Origin of the sequence: Mycobacterium lentiflavum, assembly GCF_022374895.2 — a bacterium.
Taxonomy (GTDB): Bacteria; Actinomycetota; Actinomycetes; order Mycobacteriales; family Mycobacteriaceae; genus Mycobacterium; species Mycobacterium lentiflavum.
Map to the genome: position 1 here is coordinate 5,142,024 of NZ_CP092423.2, position 17,045 is coordinate 5,159,068.

At 65.9% G+C, this 17,045-nt stretch carries 18 protein-coding genes; 6 read left to right on the forward strand and 12 right to left on the reverse strand.

The window, feature by feature from the left end; all coding sequences use genetic code 11:
• Positions 1–3: 3 nt before the first annotated feature.
• The gene (locus MJO58_RS23935) at positions 4–1,221 is read right to left on the reverse strand and encodes a sensor histidine kinase (protein WP_217493148.1); all 1,218 of its coding nucleotides are present in this window, start codon (positions 1,219–1,221) and stop codon (positions 4–6) included.
• Between the two features lie 113 nt (positions 1,222–1,334).
• Between MJO58_RS23935 and MJO58_RS23940 the strand changes: the two genes are divergently transcribed.
• Positions 1,335–1,988: a response regulator gene (locus MJO58_RS23940; RefSeq protein ID WP_090606697.1), complete on the forward strand. Its 654-nt coding sequence runs from the start codon at positions 1,335–1,337 to the stop codon at positions 1,986–1,988.
• Here MJO58_RS23940 and MJO58_RS23945 read toward each other — a convergent pair.
• The 3 genes from MJO58_RS23945 to MJO58_RS23955 form a co-directional block, all read right to left on the reverse strand.
• A complete protein-coding gene (locus MJO58_RS23945; protein ID WP_175364532.1) occupies positions 1,981–2,877 on the reverse strand; it encodes a thiamine pyrophosphate-dependent enzyme in 897 nt (298 codons plus the stop codon). The two genes, MJO58_RS23940 and MJO58_RS23945, sit on opposite strands and share 8 nt — an antisense overlap.
• A gap of 127 nt (positions 2,878–3,004) precedes the next feature.
• Positions 3,005–3,889, reverse strand: coding sequence for a methylmalonyl Co-A mutase-associated GTPase MeaB (gene meaB / locus MJO58_RS23950; RefSeq protein WP_090606700.1), 885 nt, complete (start codon positions 3,887–3,889; stop codon positions 3,005–3,007).
• Between the two features lie 7 nt (positions 3,890–3,896).
• On the reverse strand, positions 3,897–5,048 hold the full coding sequence (locus tag MJO58_RS23955; RefSeq protein ID WP_239721216.1) for a thiolase family protein: 1,152 nt from the start codon (positions 5,046–5,048) through the stop codon (positions 3,897–3,899).
• Between the two features lie 198 nt (positions 5,049–5,246).
• On the opposite strand from MJO58_RS23955, the gene MJO58_RS23960 reads away from it, so the two are divergent.
• Positions 5,247–6,116 carry a proline iminopeptidase-family hydrolase gene (locus MJO58_RS23960; protein ID WP_239721217.1) on the forward strand — a complete coding sequence of 290 codons (870 nt, stop codon included), beginning with the start codon at positions 5,247–5,249 and terminating at the stop codon, positions 6,114–6,116.
• A gap of 143 nt (positions 6,117–6,259) precedes the next feature.
• Entirely contained in the window at positions 6,260–6,502 is a 243-nt protein-coding gene (gene mbp1 / locus MJO58_RS23965) for a microaggregate-binding protein 1 (protein WP_090606705.1), read from the forward strand.
• A 36-nt stretch (positions 6,503–6,538) separates the two neighbouring features.
• Here mbp1 and MJO58_RS23970 read toward each other — a convergent pair whose 3' ends face one another.
• Genes MJO58_RS23970 through MJO58_RS23985 form a run of 4 tightly spaced genes read right to left on the reverse strand, consistent with a single transcriptional unit; the run spans position 6,539 to position 10,705 of the window.
• Positions 6,539–7,321, reverse strand: a complete 783-nt coding sequence (locus MJO58_RS23970; RefSeq protein WP_090606708.1) for an enoyl-CoA hydratase/isomerase family protein — start codon at positions 7,319–7,321, stop codon at positions 6,539–6,541.
• A gap of 1 nt (position 7,322) precedes the next feature.
• On the reverse strand, positions 7,323–8,420 hold the full coding sequence (locus MJO58_RS23975) for an acyl-CoA dehydrogenase family protein (protein WP_239721218.1): 1,098 nt from the start codon (positions 8,418–8,420) through the stop codon (positions 7,323–7,325).
• Complete coding sequence (locus tag MJO58_RS23980; protein ID WP_239721219.1) at positions 8,407–9,312, reverse strand: acyl-CoA dehydrogenase family protein; 906 nt, start codon at positions 9,310–9,312, stop codon at positions 8,407–8,409. Before MJO58_RS23980 ends, MJO58_RS23975 begins: the two co-directional genes overlap by 14 nt.
• Positions 9,290–10,705, reverse strand: coding sequence for a class I adenylate-forming enzyme family protein (locus tag MJO58_RS23985; RefSeq protein ID WP_239721220.1), 1,416 nt, complete (start codon positions 10,703–10,705; stop codon positions 9,290–9,292). The genes MJO58_RS23980 and MJO58_RS23985 overlap by 23 nt, the downstream gene beginning before the upstream one ends.
• Positions 10,706–10,822: 117 nt before the next feature.
• Here MJO58_RS23985 and MJO58_RS23990 point away from each other — a divergent pair, with 117 nt between their 5' ends.
• The 3 genes from MJO58_RS23990 (at position 10,823) to MJO58_RS24000 (ending at position 12,873) form a co-directional block, all read left to right on the forward strand.
• A complete protein-coding gene (locus MJO58_RS23990) occupies positions 10,823–11,188 on the forward strand; it encodes a 2Fe-2S iron-sulfur cluster-binding protein (protein WP_090609603.1) in 366 nt (121 codons plus the stop codon).
• 19 nt (positions 11,189–11,207) lie between these two features.
• On the forward strand, positions 11,208–11,522 hold the full coding sequence (locus MJO58_RS23995) for a DUF4286 family protein (RefSeq protein WP_090606719.1): 315 nt from the start codon (positions 11,208–11,210) through the stop codon (positions 11,520–11,522).
• An 82-nt stretch (positions 11,523–11,604) separates the two neighbouring features.
• The gene (locus MJO58_RS24000) at positions 11,605–12,873 is read left to right on the forward strand and encodes an amidohydrolase family protein (RefSeq protein ID WP_090606722.1); all 1,269 of its coding nucleotides are present in this window, start codon (positions 11,605–11,607) and stop codon (positions 12,871–12,873) included.
• A 118-nt stretch (positions 12,874–12,991) separates the two neighbouring features.
• Here MJO58_RS24000 and MJO58_RS24005 read toward each other — a convergent pair whose 3' ends face one another.
• From MJO58_RS24005 to MJO58_RS24020, 4 genes are read right to left on the reverse strand one after another with little or no spacing between them, the layout of a single operon-like run.
• Positions 12,992–14,029, reverse strand: a complete 1,038-nt coding sequence (locus MJO58_RS24005) for a CaiB/BaiF CoA transferase family protein (protein ID WP_239721221.1) — start codon at positions 14,027–14,029, stop codon at positions 12,992–12,994.
• Positions 14,026–14,982, reverse strand: a complete 957-nt coding sequence (locus MJO58_RS24010) for an LLM class F420-dependent oxidoreductase (protein ID WP_239721222.1) — start codon at positions 14,980–14,982, stop codon at positions 14,026–14,028. The genes MJO58_RS24005 and MJO58_RS24010 overlap by 4 nt, the downstream gene beginning before the upstream one ends.
• Entirely contained in the window at positions 14,967–15,407 is a 441-nt protein-coding gene (locus tag MJO58_RS24015) for a cobalamin-dependent protein (RefSeq protein ID WP_239721223.1), read from the reverse strand. The genes MJO58_RS24010 and MJO58_RS24015 overlap by 16 nt, the downstream gene beginning before the upstream one ends.
• Positions 15,408–16,985 (reverse strand): methylmalonyl-CoA mutase family protein, encoded by a 1,578-nt coding sequence (locus tag MJO58_RS24020; RefSeq protein WP_090606732.1) that lies wholly within the window; start codon positions 16,983–16,985, stop codon positions 15,408–15,410.
• Between the last annotated feature and the right edge of the window lie 60 nt (positions 16,986–17,045).

Consider the following 17,045-nt stretch of genomic DNA (forward strand, 5'->3'; position numbering starts at 1 on the left):
AGTTTAGCCCTTCAGCGGCACTTCGACGCAGATGTGGGTGCCCACGGGGGCGTCGAGGATCAGAAAGATGCCGCCGGCCGCATCCACCCGGGTCCGGTGCGACTCCAATCCGATGTGGCCCTCGCCGAGGCGGCGCGCCATGGTCTCTGCGTCGAAGCCCACCCCATCGTCGGTCACGTCCAACACACATTTGCCGTCGGTGACCCCGAGCGTGACCGATGCGTGCCGAGCCTTCGAGTGATGCACGACATTGGACAGCAGTTCGCGCACGGCGCCGAAGACGATTCGGTCGATCTCGTCGCGGATCGGGTAATCGATGTCGGTGCTGACCTCGATGCCCGACCGGCGCTGGGTGTAGGCGGCCAACTCCTGCACCGCGGCACCCAGCCCGGCCTGCTCGAGAACCGCCGGATGCAGCTCAAAAGTCGCCTGCCGCAAGCTCTGCGAGGCGACCTGAAGACCGGAGAGGGCGCGCTCGACACGTTCATCACCGGGATAGGCGGCCCTGAGTTCGACGACCTCCTGCCGCACGGCCAGCACGTCTTGCAGGGGTCCGTCGTGAATGGATTCCGAAATGCGGCGCTGTAGCACGTCGGACGCGGTCATCGTCTGAGCCAATAATTCTTCCCGCAGCGCACTCAACCGTGCGATCGCGCGCGTGTGCCGCTCCTCCATGCGCACAGCCAGGTAGGCCGTGCCGCAGAGGCAGCCGTACAGTGCGAACCGGAACATGCACTCGGCAAGTCCGAATTCGTCTTTCATGAACGGATCTTCCAGCACCGCAACGAGAAACCCCGCCATCGAGCAGGCCAGTACCACCGCCGCCCGCCGCGACGAGACATCCAGGCCGATGAAGATGGGCAGCAGCATCATGATCAGCAACGGATCGATGCGGTCGGTGGACAAAACCTGAAAGACCGTCACCGTTACGACGTCAACGATGGTGAACGCGAACGGCTCGAGGCGGCCGATCCCGACCAAACGCCCCCGCTCGAGCCATGGAAAGGGAGAAAACGCCCGCGCCAAGGCACCCAGTGCGATTACGGCGTACGAAACGATCAATACGGTTTGTTGTGGCCATTCATGCCGTGGAGTACCGATGATCATGGCGGCGACCATCAGGCCCACCACGCCGATCCGAATCACCGACGCAATCCGATACGAGCGCAGCTGGTGAATCCTGCGTACCCGGTGCAACTCTGCATCGCTGGTATCCGCCACGCGAACACAGTACTCATCTGTGCGCGCCCCACCGGGGCTAAGCGGCAAAAACCGCATCAGGTTGTCCGCGGCGACAATCTGCCCTGGTGCGGCAAACCGCTACACTGACCGCCATGGCCGGCGCAGCAACGCCCGAGAAGGTCAGCGTCGTTGTCGGCGATGATCACCCGCTCTTCCGGGAAGGGGTGGTGCGCGCACTCGCGCTCAGCGGTGAGGTGAACGTCGTCGGCGAGGCGGACGACGGCACGCAAGCGTTGGAACTGATCAAGGAGCACCGGCCCGACGTCGCGTTGCTCGACTTCCGGATGCCCGGCATGGACGGCGCCCAAGTAGCCGCGGCGGTGCGAAGCAACGAATTGCCCACCCGCGTGCTGCTGTTGTCCGCCCACGACGAGGCGGCCATCGTGTATCAAGCGCTGCAGCAGGGCGCGGCCGGCTTTCTGCTCAAGGACTCGACGCGCACCGAGATCGTCAAAGCCGTGCTCGATTGCGCGAACGGAAACGACGTGGTGGCCCCCTCTCTTGCCGGAGGCCTTGCCGCGCAGATTCGGCAGCGAGCCGAACCGTCGGCTCCTGTCCTGTCCGCTCGCGAGCGCGAAGTGCTCAATCGGATTGCGCGCGGTCAAAGCATCCCCGCGATCGCCGGCGAATTGTTCGTGGCACCCTCCACCGTCAAGACCCATGTGCAGCGGCTCTACGAGAAGCTCGGGGTCAGTGACCGGGCTGCCGCCGTCGCCGAGGCGATGCGGCAAGGTCTGCTCAACTAGCGGCCGGCCAGACTTCGGGCTCCCGAATCGGCTCCGGCTGCTCTTCGGCCAACATCGCCTTCGCGTGGGCCTCGGCCTCGGCGACCAGGTGGCGCGCCCGGCGCTCCAGCTCGTAGAGGTGGCCGGCGCTGATGCCGGCGCCGATCAGGCGCTGCCTTTCGAAGACCAGTGGGTCGACCGAGGAGACGCCATTCGTACGCTGGGTCATCGCCTGGACTAGAACGGGGCCCCCGCCCTCGCCGGCGCGTCGCACGGCCTCGGCGACCGAGTCACGCACCGCCGCAACGTCGTTGCCGTCGACAGACAGCACCGGGATGCCGTGGCACTCGGCGGCGTAATTGTCCTGACGGGCATTCTCGACGACGAACACCACCGGAAGCTGCCAGGACACCGCGATGTGTGCGGCCTCGGCGAAGTCCGCGGACTTCACGTCACGAGTTTCCATGGCGCACAACGTGACCCGGCCGTCGTCGAGCAATTGCTTGCCGTAGGCATGTCCCACGGCCAGCAGCGGCGACTGCTGCAGAGCGCTGGTTGCCGACAACCCACGAACCGACGCCACGAACGCGGCGTCCTCGTCACCGTCCGGACCGAAGCCCGGTCCGGTCAACGCGGCGATGGCCGGACCCAGCGGCAGCGCGCAAGCGACCTGCTGGGCGTGCTGCAGATGAATGATGCCGGTGGTCATGACGTCGCCGGGGCGAAGTGCCGCGGCGGTTCCGATGGCAACGGCCTCCTGGCCGAAGGCGGCCTGGACGGGCTGATTGAGGCGACCGTCGATGCGCAACTCCTCCACCGCCATGTCGAGCAGGCGCAAGACCCACATTTGGCGGTACAGCTCCACCTGGTCATGCAACCGTGCCGGTGACAGTTCGGGTGTGCGAGTCATCTTGCGGGTCTCCTTAACTCGTCGTGGATACAAGAGTTAAGTTAGGCCGCTCTAGCTGGCTAAACCTCCGCTGATCGGGCCGGAATCCGGTTGAACCCCCGTTCCCCCGATTGGGGGACATGCCACCTTAATCCTGGTCCTGACCTGCGCGTAACAGCAGTCGCGCCGCCGAGTACGCGTCTTCCCGGCCGTCGACCACCGACTGAGCCAGCGCCTCGAGGTCCGCCCGGGTTCGCAACTGGCTTTGGGCCAGGGACAGGATTTGAGCGCGGGCTCGCGCCAACCGGCGCTCACGGCTGTCGGTGCGGTGATGGTCGTCGATGACGGCGACGAGGTCGGCGACACCCTCACCCCGTGCGGCGATCAGGCTGACGATGGGCGCCTTGGTCTCAGCGCGCAGGTCGCGCACGGTCTGTTCAGCACCTTCGCGGTCGGCCTTGTTGACCGCGACGATGTCGGCGACTTCAAGCACACCCGCCTTGGCGGCCTGGACGGCGTCACCGGCCCCGGGGTTGAGGATGACGATGGTGGGGTCGGCGACGGCAGCGATCTCGATCTCCGACTGTCCCACCCCCACGGTTTCCAGCAGCACCAAGTCGTAGCCGATCGCACCCAGCAGGCGGATGGCCGCCGGCACCGCGGCCGCCAAACCACCGAGATGTCCGCGACTTGCCACCGAGCGGATCAGCACGTCAGAGTCATTGATATGCGCGGCCATTCGAATGCGGTCGCCCAGTAGCGCCCCGCCGCTGAACGGCGACGACGGGTCGACGGCCAATACGGCCACCCGGCGGCCGCGCTCGCGGTAGGCCCCGACGAGGGCCGCAACCGTCGTCGACTTACCCGCACCGGGCGGCCCGGTAATCCCGACGACACGCACGGTGCGAGCACTTGCCGGTCCGATGCTGGCCAGCACCTCGTCGCGCTCGTCGCCCTCGACGAGACTGAGCAGCCGACCCGCAGCGCGCTGAGATCCGTTGCGCGCTCCGGCAATTAGGTCGGCGATCGTCATGAAGACATTATGGAGCCGCGACTTCGATGACCGTCGCCGAGCCCATGCCGCCGCCGGCACACATGGCGGCGACACCGATGCCGCCGCCGCGCCGACGCAGTTCGTGCACCAGCGTGACCAGCATCCGGGCCCCGGTGGCCGCGACCGGATGTCCGAGGCCACAACCGCTGCCGCTGACGTTCACCTTGTCCGGATCGAGCTCGAGTATCTTGACGGTCGCCACGCACATCGCAGCGAAGGCCTCGTTGATTTCGAACAGGTCTACATCAGGGATCGAAAGACCGCCACGGGCAAGGGCTTTCGGGATGGCGTCGACCGGCGCCAAACCGGTGATCGCGGGGTCGACGCCGACCGAAGCCCAGGACCGCACGGTAGCCAGTGCCGGCAAACCGAGTTGGGCACCCAGCCGGTCGCTCGCGATGATCAACGCCGCCGCGCCGTCGTTGGCACCGCACGCATTGCCGGCGGTGATCGAAAAACCGTCGATCTCGGGATGCAGCGGCTTGAGCCCGGCCAGCTTCTCCATCGTGGTGTCGCGGCGCGGGTGCTCGTCGACCGAGAACAGCCCGTGCGGCGTCTCGATCGCAACGATCTCCTCCTTGAAGCGGCCTTCGTCGATCGCAGCGATCGCGTTGCGATGCGACCGCAGCGCCCAGGCGTCCATCTCCTCGCGGCTGACACCCGCCTTGACCGCCGCGTTCCAGCCCACGGTGATCGACATGTCCAGGTTGGGGGCGTCGGGGCGGTCCGGGTGCGTCGGCGGAAACCAGTCGACCCACTCGCCGTCCACCTGGATCCGGGACCGCGGTGAGGTCGACGCCGCGTTTACACCTCCGGCGATGACCAGCTCGTCCATTCCGGCGCGCACGCTCGCCGCCGCGCTCTGCACCGCCGCCTGCCCGGCCGCGCAATGCCGATTGTTGGCCAGACCGGGCACGTGAGACAGCCCCGCGGTGATGGCCGCATGCCGGGCGACCACGCCGCCGCCGTAGAGCCCTTCACCCAGGATCACGTCGTCGACCCGCGCCGGATCCAGGTCGGTGGCCGCCTCCGAGACGACGTGGTGTGCGAGCTCGAACGCGGTGGTGTCGCGCAGCGTTCCCTTGCGGGCGGTGCCGATGGGGGTCCGCAGAGCGGACACAATCACTGCTTCAGGCACGGGTTTCTCCAGTTCAGCCAGCAACGTGCGGGGCTTCGAGGGCCGCGCGCAGATCAATGAGAACAATATTCTCTCATTTAGAGAGTGGCAGTTGCAAGAACGCGGGCGCCGGATGACCGCACCGAAAGCTCCGCCGACTACGATTCCGTGCCATCCGCGGACAGTGCTCTTTCAGACGTAGGGAGGCGGCGGACAGCCATGACTCAGTCGGAGGGGACCATCGCGGTTCCGGGCGGAAATGTTTGGTTCAAGCGCGTCGGCGGTGGGCCCGGTCTTCCCCTGCTGGCGATCCACGGCGGGCCCGGCGTGCCGCACAACTATTTGCTGTCGCTGCAACGCCTGGCCGATGAACGCGAGGTCATTTTCTGGGACCAGCTTGGCTGCGGCAATTCGCAATGCCCGTCGGACCCCACCCTTTGGACGATGGACCGTTCGGTCGCCGAAGTGGACGCCGTCATCGGTGCGCTAGGCCTGGAACGCTTCCACATGTTCGGCAATTCGTGGGGCGGAATGCTGGCGCAGCAGTACCTGCTCGACATCCCGTCTACCGCGGCCAGCCTGACCATCTCGAACAGCATCGCGTCCATCCCCGCGTTCTCGCAGATGGTCGGCCGGCTCAAGCGTGACTTGGACCCGGATACTCAATCCGCCATCGACCACCACGAAGCCGCCGGCACGACGCAGTCGCCGGAATACCAGGACGCGATCCGCACCTGGAATGAGACGTATCTGTGCCGCGTCCACCCGTGGCCAGCAGAACTTCAGGAAGCGTTCATCCGCATGGGAGCCGAGGTCTTCGAAACGATGTTCGGCCCCAGCGACTTTCGCATCGTCGGGAACATCAGCAATTGGGACGTCTTCGACCGACTGCCCGAACTCGACCTGCCGACCCTCATCGTTGCGGGCCGCTACGACGAATGCGACCACGAGCACATGTATGCCATGCATCGGCGCATCAGGGACTCGAGGTTCCAGTTGTTCGAGTCGAGCTCTCACATGCCCTTCATCGAGGAACCCGCGCTATTCGACGAGGTGATGCGGGACTTCCTGGGCCATCACGACGATTGAGGCCGAACTCGTAAGCCATTGTCGCTGGTGAACGTAGAAGGTGACCGACACCACACCCGACGCGCCGATTAAAACGTTGTCGCGCCCGACTCTTCGGGTACGGGACATGAGACCAATTAACTTCTCACGAAGGGGGTTCCATCATGACTGAGCGCGACAATGGAATCGTGGAAGGCATCAAGGGCGTCATCGAGGACGCAATCGGGAAGACCAAGGAAATCCTGGGCATCCTGATCGACAACGAGGGTCTTCGCAAGGAAGGCCGCGCCCAGCAGGACAAGGCCAAGGCGCAGCGCGACGTGGCCAAGAAAGAGGCTCAGGCTGAGGCCGCCCGCGGGGCGGAGAAGACCGCCGAGGCTCGCGAAAAGGCCGCGGCCAAGAGCTAGTTACGTCCGCCGAAGAGCTGAGTCGCGTAGTGCGGCTCAGTTCTTCGCGGCGTTGTTCTTCCCGGCGTTGAACTTCGCGACGTTAGCCCGGAAGTCCTCGGTCAAAAACGATTGGCTCTCGGCCGAGAGGGCATAGTCGAGGCTGGCCAGCACCGCCCGTTCCAGGTGAATGTTGAGCACCCGTTTGGTGCTCTCGACCGCCTGCTGCGGTAGCTCCAAAATCTTTTTGGCGCAAGCGATTGCGTCCGCGAGCGGGTCGGCAGCCACGTGATTGGCCAGCCCGAGTTCGACGGCGCGCTGCGCCTTGATGCGAGTGCCGGTCAGCGCGTACTCCTTGGCCAGCAACAGGCTGATGTGCAGCGGCCAGGTAAGCGGGCCACCGTCGGCGGCGACCAAACCGACCTGCACATGGGGGTCGGCGAGGTAGGCATCCTCCGCGATATAGACGAGGTCGCTCAGTGCGACCAGGCTGCAACCGAGACCGACGGCTGGTCCATTTACCGCCGCTACCACAGGAATTCGGCAGCGCGCCATACCCAGTACGATCTCGCGCCCGTCGCGGATGGTCTTGGCTCGCAGCTGCGCATCGTTCGAGAGCTCCTCGAGATACCCGAAGTCACCGCCGGCCGAGAATGCCCTGCCGGCACCCGTGATCACTGCGGCACGGGCGGAGGGGTCGTCGGTCAATCGCTGCCATATCCGCGCCAGTCCGGAGTGCAGGTCGTCGTTGACCGAGTTCAGCGAGTCCGGCCGGTTCAGCGTGATGATCCGCAGGGCACCGTCGGCACGGACGTCGATTTCAGCAGGCATGTCGTACACGTCAGACTCCCAATCCCAAGATGCGCGAAGCGATGATGTTTTTCTGTATCTGTGATGTCCCGCCCATGACGCTCTGCGCGCGGCTGTACAGATAGGCGCTGAGCAGATCCGGATCGCGGGTCCCGGCGACCGCCAGAGCGGCGTGCCCCACGGACTGTTCGACCCAGGTCATCAGCAGCTTGTCCAGTGAACCTTCCGAGCCGTGCGACACCCCGTCCAGCTGCTCGGACAGCCGCCGCCGCACGTGGTGGGTCAGCATGTCCGACTGAACAACGGCCCAGGCCAGCTCTTCAGGAACCAACCCTTCGCGATTCTCCCAGTGCGCCAACAGTTCTCGGACAAGCTTGCCGTATCGCGCGGCGTAGCCGAGAGTTGAGGGCTCGCGTTCGTGTCCGACGACGGTCATCGCAACGGCCCAGCCGTCACCGGGAGCACCGACCATCCGACCGGTCGGCACCGTAGCGCCGTCGAAGAACACCTGGCCGAATTCGTTGGTGACGCCGTTCATCATCTGCAGCGGGCGTTGTTGCACGCCAGGCTGTTTCATCGCGATCACAAACGCCGACAGACCCCGGTGTCGCTTCGCGTCGGGATCGGTGCGGGCCAACAGCAGACACCAGTCGGCCACGTCGGAGTAGCTGGTCCAGATCTTGTGTCCGTGGATAACGTAATTGTCGCCGTCGCGAGTGGCGGTGGTGGTCAGCGACGCGAGATCCGAGCCGGCTCCGGGTTCGCTGAAGCCCTGGCACCAGCGCTCCGTGCCGTTGATGATGCCGGGCAGGAAGCGCTTGCGGACCTCATCGCTGGCGTGCTCACCGATGCCGTACACCAGATAGCCGACGCTGGGCCGTGGCGGAGCCCCGGCTCGCACCAGCTCCTCGTCGACGATGACGTCGTACACCGGTGCCAGGTCTTGCCCGCCCCAATCGCGCGGCCAGGACAGGCCGAAAAAGCCGTTCTCGTACAGGGCGCGATGCCAGTCGGCCATCCGCGCCCAGTACTCGTCACCCGATCCGGAGAATTCCTTGGCGTGCGCCGAAAGCCAGGTGCGCAGTCGCTCGCGGAAGGCCGCCTCTTCGGGTGAGTCACGAAAGTCCAAGATCGATCTCCTTCAACGTGACGGGCCACAGCTCCGTCGATGTCAGGGCGCGGCGCAGGTAGACGTGCGCGATGCACTCCCAGGTATTGCCGATGCCGCCGTGTACCTGAACCCCGGTCTCGCACACGGTGCGGGTGGCACGCGCGCAGTAGACCTTCGCGATCTGCGCGGCCCGGATGGCTTCCGCCGGCTTGAGTTCGTCGACGCCCCACGCGGCATGCCGCAGCACACTGACCGAACCCTCAATCAGGGCAAGGCTTTCCGCCAGCAGGTGAGCGATCGCTTGATACGAGCCGATCAGTTTGCCGTACTGTTCACGAATCTTGGCGTAGTCACACGCGACAGCGTGTGCGCCTCGGGCGATTCCGACCAGGTCTGCCGTTGTGGTGACCAGCGCGAGCGCGTACCACCGAGCCGCGTCGTCGTCGGTCAGCTCGCCGAGCGTCTCGGGAGATCCGCCCAATTCGGCGTCGGCTCTGGTCAAGTCGGCGCCGGTGCGCGCGGCGCCGGGGGCTGCGGCAAGCACCGTGGTGCCGGACAGCGATAGAACGCGCCGGGCGCCGCGCGCGTCGATCGCGCGATCGGCCACCGCCACCGTCGCTTCGCCGGCATCGGCCCCGATGCGGTGGGCCAGGTCGTCGGCCAGCACCGGGCCGAGAAACGGGGTGTCGACCAACCGGCGGCCGAATTCCTCAGCGACGATCGCGACCTCGACGCCAGACGCCCCGTCGGAGCGCAGCGACCTCCAGCCGCTCGCCGCAATCTGCTTGTCCAGCCTGGTGATTCGGCTGTCGTCGACTAGATCAGCAACCGTGGCCGGCCCGAGATCGTCGGCCAGCTTTGCGGCGGCATCACGCAACTGTTGCTGTTCAGCTGTCAGACGTACATCCATAGCGCTCCTTCAGCACTCGGCGCAGCACCTTGCCCGAGGGCAGGCGAGGAATATCGGGAACGAACACGACCCGGCTCAGATGTTTGTAGGACGCCAGCTTCTTATCCACCCGGGCGGTGAGGTCGGCGGCGACCGCCTCCATATCACCGGGAGCCCGGGTGGCCACCGCGGCGACGACGGCTTCCCCGTTGGCTCCGTCCGGAATGCCAAACACCGCACAGTCTTTGACGGCGGGATGCCCATGCAACACCGTCTCGATTTCGGCCGGCGCGACCTGGAAGCCACGCACCTTGATCATCTCCTTGAGACGGTCGGTGATCCGCAGCCAACGATCGGCGTCGAGCCAGCCGACATCCCCGGTGCGATACCAGCCGTCGCGCACCGCCTCGCCGGTCGCCGCGGCGGGCAGGTAGCCGGCCATCAGTGAGCTGGACCGCGCCTGGATCTCGCCGACCTCGCCCAGGCCGACCGGCTGGCCGGTCTCGAGCGATACGACTCGCAGCTGTACCCCGGGCACCGGGTGTCCGACGGTGTCGAGCCGGGCACCGTCGGTCGGATTGCAGGCAATGACCGGCAGTTCCGTGGTGCCATAAGCCGGGACCCATCCGACGCCGGTGCGCCGTGTCACGGTCTCGGCGACGGTCGTGCTGACCGGCGTCGCGCCCCACATGATGAAGCGCAGTGACGACAGGTCGTACGACTCGAGTGTCGGGTGCGAAGCAATGGCCAGGGCGATCGGCGCGACCGCCATTTCGATTGTGATGCGGTCTGTTTCGATGTGATGCAGCATCGCGTCGATATCGAACCGGCGGTGCAGGCGCAACCAGGCGCCGGTGCGCAGCGCGGTCACGATGTTGAGCAGACCGAGGATGTGCGACGGCGGCGTGGCAACCTGGATGCGGTCCTGGCGGCTGAGTTGCAGCGCGTGGCGCCAGTGCCGCACGGCCTCGGCCAGTGCGGCGTGGGTGTGCCGGACCGCCTTCGGCAGACCGGTGGTGCCCGAACTGAACACCAGTACCGCATCGGCGCGCGGCAGGGCGGACATCGGCGTCGGGTCCGCGGGTGCGACCGGATCATCAAGGTGCAGCATCGGCATCAGCCCGGCCAGCACCGGATGGTCCCCGACCGCGTGGCTGGGGTCGGTCAGCGACAGCGCGTGATCGACCTCGTCGTGCTTCCATGCGGGACTGATCAGCACCGCCGTGGCACCCAGCCGCCAAATCCCCAGCAGGACTGCGACGAATTCCGGCCGGTTCGAGGACATGACGGCCACCCGCTGGCCCGCGGTGACCCCGTTTTTGCCCAGGGCCGCGGCCAGACTGTTGGCCATTGTGTCGAGCTCAGGCAAGCTGAACTGCCGTTCCTCAAACACGAGCGCGGCCGGCTCGGTCACGTCCTGTCCTTCCCCGCAGGCCAGGCTGACCCGACATCGGCGCAGTAGAGAAGATGCTATCGATTAGGGAGAATAGTATTCTCTACAGTGAAGAACGCAAGTACGGGCGGGGCGGCCATGAGGGAACCCGAAGCGTTCCAGCGTGCGGCGCTGACCGCGACGACCGAGGAGACTCCAAGGGTGGCAGATCCCACATCGAACGGTGCCGAGCCCGGCACGGTGACGATCTACCTGGAACGCAAGAAGGCGTCGGTGCCGCTGGTTCCGGGCGAGACGCTCCTGGAAAGCGCGCGGCGGGCGGGACTCGATCCGCCGTTCAACTGCGAGGCCGGCAACTGTGGCACCTGCATGGCCCGCCTCGAGGACGGACACGCGACCATGCGGATCAACGACGCTCTCGACGACGACGAAGTAGAAGACGGCTACATTTTGACGTGCCAAGGCGTACCCGATTCGGATTCCGTCACGGTGCGCTACGAATAGTCACGAAAGAGGTGGCGCGATGGCCAAGGGCATCATGCTCGTGGAGAGTCGACCCAGTTCGCCCGAACGCGAGCAGGAGTACAACACCTGGTACGACGAGGTCCATCTGCCCGAACTGGTGGCTCTCGACGGAATCGTCTCGGCGCGACGGCTGCGTCCGGTGAACGGTGAGGGCCCCTATGTCGCCATCTACGAAATCGAGGGCGACGATCTGCAGGCCGTCCTGGACAACATGATCGCCAATGCCGGTCAGCTGACGATGTCCGACGCGCTGTTGCTGGATCCCGCGCCGATCCCGCGGCTGCTGGAGACGACGACCGAGTGCGACGGCTAGCCGAATTCGGCTGCGCCGCTGCATGGGAACTGCACGGGAACTGCATGGGAACTGCATGGGAACTGCATGGGAGAGGAATCCGATGGATGCCGACGACCTGATCCTGGTGAGCATCGACGACCACGTGGTCGAACCGCCGGACATGTTTCTCCGTCACGTGCCCGCCAAATACAAGCCCGAGGCCCCGGTCGTCGTGGTCGACGACAAGGGCGTCGACCAGTGGATGTACCAGGGCAGGCCGCAGGGCGTCAGCGGGCTGAACGCCGTAGTGTCGTGGCCGGCTGAGGAATGGGGCCGCGATCCGGCCGGTTTCGCGGAGATGCGCCCCGGTGTCTACGACGTCCACGAACGCGTTCGGGACATGAACCGCAACGGCATCCTCGCGTCGATGTGCTTCCCGACGTTCACCGGCTTCTCCGCACGGCACCTCAACATGCACCGCGAGGAGGCGACGCTGGTAATGGTGGCGGCCTACAACGACTGGCACATCGACGAATGGGCCGGCTCCTACCCGGACCGGTTCATCCCGATCGCCATCCTGCCGACGTGGAACCCGGAGGCGATGTGCGCCGAGATCCGCCGGGTGGCTGCCAAGGGCTGCCGGGCGGTGACGATGCCCGAATTGCCGCACCTGGAAGGGCTTCCGAGCTACCACGACGAGGACTACTGGGGCCCGGTGTATCGGACGCTGTCCGAAGAGAACGTGGTGATGTGTCTGCACATCGGCACCGGATTCGGGGCGATCAGCATGGCCCCCAACGCGCCGATCGACAACATGATCATCCTGGCCACGCAGGTGTCGGCGATGTGCGCGCAGGATCTGCTGTGGGGCCCCGCGATGCGCAACTATCCCGACCTGAAGTTCGCCTTCTCCGAGGGCGGCATCGGCTGGATTCCGTTCTATCTCGATCGCAGCGACCGTCACTACACCAACCAGAAGTGGCTGCGCCGCGACTTCGGCTCTCAACTGCCCAGCGACGTGTTCCGCGAGCACTCACTGGCCTGCTACGTCACCGACAAGACTTCGCTCAAGCTGCGCCACGAGATCGGCATCGACATCATCGCCTGGGAATGCGACTACCCGCACTCGGACTGCTTCTGGCCCGACGCGCCCGAGCAGGTGCTGGCCGAGCTGAACGCCGCCGGCGCCGACGACACCGACATCAACAAGATCACCTGGGGCAATGCCTGCCGGTTCTTCAGCTGGGACCCCTTCGCCCGCACCCCCCGCGACCAGGCGACCGTTAAAGCCCTACGCGCCAAGGCGACGGACGTCGACGTGTCCATCCGGCCGCGGGCCGAGTGGGCGCGGCTCTATCAGGAGAGGCAGGCCGCCGGGGCCAACGCCTGACGCCGAGTGTGCGGCCAGCCGCACACTCGCAAATCGTGAGCCACTCGCGCCGCGAACGTGAACCTACCGTCACACTCGAGCGCGAGCGTGAAATTAGGTTCACGTTCGCGGTGCGCGCTCACTGCGCCAGGTCCGGCGGCGGCCGATAGTCGGGCTGGTATCCGGAAACGTGGATCGGGCTGCCGACGAGGCGGAAATCCCCTGCCCTCACAACCACTTCCGGTGTCGCCTCGAGCGCTTCGGGCAGGGTCCTGACGGCCGCTGCCGGAACACCCAACGGGCGCAGTCGTCGTTCCCACCCGGCGGCGCTGTCGGTTGCCAGCATCGCTGTAACCACCGCCAGGACTTCGTCGCGGCGCGCGACTCGCTCGGCCATCGTTTCGAAGCCCCCGATGCCCGCTTCGGCGGCAAACGACTTCCAGAAGCCGTCGTGGGTGATGAACAGCGCCAGATACCCCTCGGCGGTCGGAAAGAGCTGGGCTGGAACGTAATACGAGTGGGCCCCGTACGGTCGGCGCTGGGGCTCGATGCCGCTGTTGAGGTAGGCCGACGCGTGATAGTTCAGTTGCGACAGCATCACGTCGCGCAGCGACACATCGACCTGTCCGCCGGTTCCGGAGATGATCTTGGCCAAAAGTCCCAGTGCCGCAGTCATTCCGGTGGAGTTGTCGGCCGAGGAGTAGCCGGGCAGCGTCGGCGGCCCGTCCGGGTCACCGGTCAGCGCGGCTGTGCCGACACCGGCCTGCACCACGTAGTCGAAGGCCGGGTCGTCGCCGCCGTACAGCCCAAACCCGGTGATCGCGACGCAGACGATCCGCTCGTTGTGCCGGCACAGCTTGTCATAGGTGAGTCCGAGGCGCCGAATGGCCGACGGCTTCAGGTTCACCAGCAGCGCATGCGCCTGGCCCACCAGCTCGCCCAACCGTTGCTGTCCCGCATCGGAATTCAGGTCCAAGATGATGCTGGACTTGTTCCGGTTGAGGCTGGCGAAGTAGGTGGCGCCGACGCTGCGCGAGATCTCACCGCCGGCGGGCTCGATCTTGGTGACCTCGGCACCGAGATCGGCGAGCAGCATGGTCGCGTACGGACCCGCCAGCATGGTGCCGACTTCGAGGATGCGTATCCCTGCCAGCGGCCCGACGTTGCTCGCAGTCAACGCAATTCCGCTGCGAGCGAGGCGATCACTTCGCGGGTGCGGCGCTTGGAAGCGACCAGATCGTCGCGGTTGTCGCCAATGGGCAACAGCCGCACCGACAAGTCGGTCACACCGGCATCGGCGAACCGCCGCATCCGGGCCAGGATCGCTTCCTCGTCGCCGGCCGCACACAAATCACCGACGTCGCGCGCGTCGCCGCGGTCGAGCAGGCGCTGGTAGTTGGGCGACACCTCGGCCTCGCCCAAGATGCGGTTGGCCCGCTCCTTGGCCTCGTCGATTTGGGAAGGCGCACAGAGACATACCGGAATACCCGCGATGATCCGCGGCGCGGGACGACCAGCGTCCGCGGCCGCCTTGGTGATCTTCGGTGCGATGTGATCACCGATTGCGCGCTCATCGGCCATCCACAGCACGGTGCCGTCGGCGAGTTCACCGGCGATCTGCAGCATCACCGGCCCCAGCGCGGCGACCAGCACCGGCATCGGGGTATCGGCCCCGATCGCCATCGGGTTGTGCACGGTGAACGAATCATTCTCGACATCAACCGATCCCGGCCCCGCGATCGCGGCGTTGAGCACCTGCAGGTAGTCGCGGGTGTACGCGGCCGGCTTCTCGTACGGCAAGCCGAGCATGTCGCGGATGATCCAGTGATGCGACGGTCCCACACCCAACGCCAGCCGTCCACCGGCCACCGCGTGCGTCGAAAGTGCTTGGCGGGCAAGCGCAATCGGATGCTGGGCCTGCAGCGGCACCACCGCGGTGCCCAACTCGATGCGCGCGCTATGCGCGGCCATCAACGACACCATGGTCAGGCAGTCGAAATCGTTGGGCACCTGCGGCATCCACGCGGTATCCAGACCCGCGGATTCGGCCCATTCGATATCGGAGGCCAGCTTGTCCACCTTGCGGGCCATATCGCCACGCTCGGCGCCGATCATCACTCCGACGCGCATGGTTCCTCCGTAGCTGGTTGCTTCGGTTCGATCTCCGCAGTGCCGGTCAGCGCACGGATTTCCCGCACCAGGTTCTCGAGCGGTGTGCCGGTGGGGAATACGGCGGCGGCGCCGGCCGAGATCAGTTTGGGGACGTCGACGTGCGGGATGGTGCCCCCGACGACGACAGCGATGTCGGCGGCGTCGGCGGCGCGCAACGCGTCGACAGTCCGGGCGGTGAGGGCCAGATGCGCACCGGACAGGATGCTCAGGCCGACGACGGCGACGTCTTCTTGGACAGCGATCGACGCGATGTCTTCGATGCGCTGCCGGATGCCGGTGTAAATGACCTCGAATCCGGCATCGCGCAGGGTACGGGCGACGATCTTGGCGCCGCGGTCGTGTCCGTCGAGGCCGGGTTTGGCGACCAGGATTCTTACCGCCATCTAGAACACCACCGGTTGCTGGAACTCGCCCCAGACCGCCTTGAGCGCGGAAACCATCTCCCCGACCGTGCAGTAGGCATTGGCACAGTCGATCAACTTGTGCATCAGGTTGTCGTCCCCCTCGGCAGCACGCGACAAGGCTGCAAGGCTGGAATTTACTGCGGCCGAATCTCTTTCGGCCTTGACCTGGGACAGTCGCTTGAGCTGCAAGTCACGCCCTTCGGCGTCGAGCTCGTAGGTGACGACATCGTGTTCGGGCTCCTCGGTCACGAACCGGTTGACCCCGACAACGGGTCGCGTACCGGCTTCGACGTCCCGATGCAGGTTGAAGGCTTCGTCAGCGATCAGGCCCTGCAAGTACCCGTCCTCGATGGCTTGGACCATGCCGCCGTGCCGCTCGAGGTCGGACATGATCTCGATGATGCGTTCCTCGGTGGCGTCGGTCAGGGCCTCCACGAAATACGAGCCGCCCAGCGGGTCGGCGACGCTGGCCACGCCGGTTTCGTGCGCCAGGATCTGCTGGGTGCGCAGCGCCAGCGTGGTGGTTTCCTCGGTGGGCAGCGCGAACGGTTCGTCCCAGGCCGCGGTGAACATCGACTGGACACCGCCCAGCACCGCCGCCATCGCCTCGTAGGCCACCCGGACGATGTTGTTGTGGGCCTGCGGCGCGTACAGGGATGCGCCGCCGCAGACGCAACCGAAGCGGAACATCGCCGCCTTGGCCGTTGTCGCCCCGTAGCGCTCCTGCACGATGGTCGCCCAACGGCGCCGTCCCGCACGGTATTTGGCGATCTCTTCGAAGAAATCTCCGTGGGTGTAGAAGAAGAACGAGATCTGCGGGGCGAACTGGTCGATCGTCATCCGACCGCGCTGCACCACGGTGTCGCAATAGGTCACCCCGTCGGCCAGGGTGAAGGCCATCTCCTGCACCGCGTTGGCACCGGCGTCGCGGAAGTGGGCACCGGCCACCGAAATCGCGTTGAACCGCGGAACCTCGACCGCACAGAACTCGATGGTGTCGGCGATCAGCCGCAGTGACGGTTCCGGCGGCCAGATCCAGGTTCCGCGCGACGCGTATTCCTTGAGGATGTCGTTTTGGATGGTCCCGGTGAGCTTCGCCCGCGGAATCCCTTTTTTCTCGGCGGCGGCGACATAGAACGCCAGCAGGATCGCCGCCGTTCCGTTGATCGTCATGCTCGTGCTGAGCTTGTCCAACGGGATGCCGTCGAACAAGATCTCGAAGTCGGCCAGGGTGTCGACCGCGACGCCGACGCGGCCGACCTCCTCGCCGAACTCGGGGTCGTCGGAGTCGTATCCGCATTGAGTGGGCAGGTCGAGCGCCACCGACAGCCCGGTCCCGCCCTGTTCCAGCAGGTAGCGGTAGCGGCGGTTGGATTCCTCGGCGGTGCCGAAGCCGGAGTACTGGCGGAAAGTCCACAACTTGCCGCGATAACCGGACGCGAAGTTGCCACGGGTGAAGGGGAACTCTCCGGGCGCCGGAGGCTCCGCGCCCCTATCCGCCGGCCCGTATACGGGCTGCAGCGGGATTCCAGACGGAGTGTGGGCCATATTATCCATCGATGAATAACGTACTTGCAAAAAAAGAGAATGCCAATACCACGTGTTGACCAGCTCAAA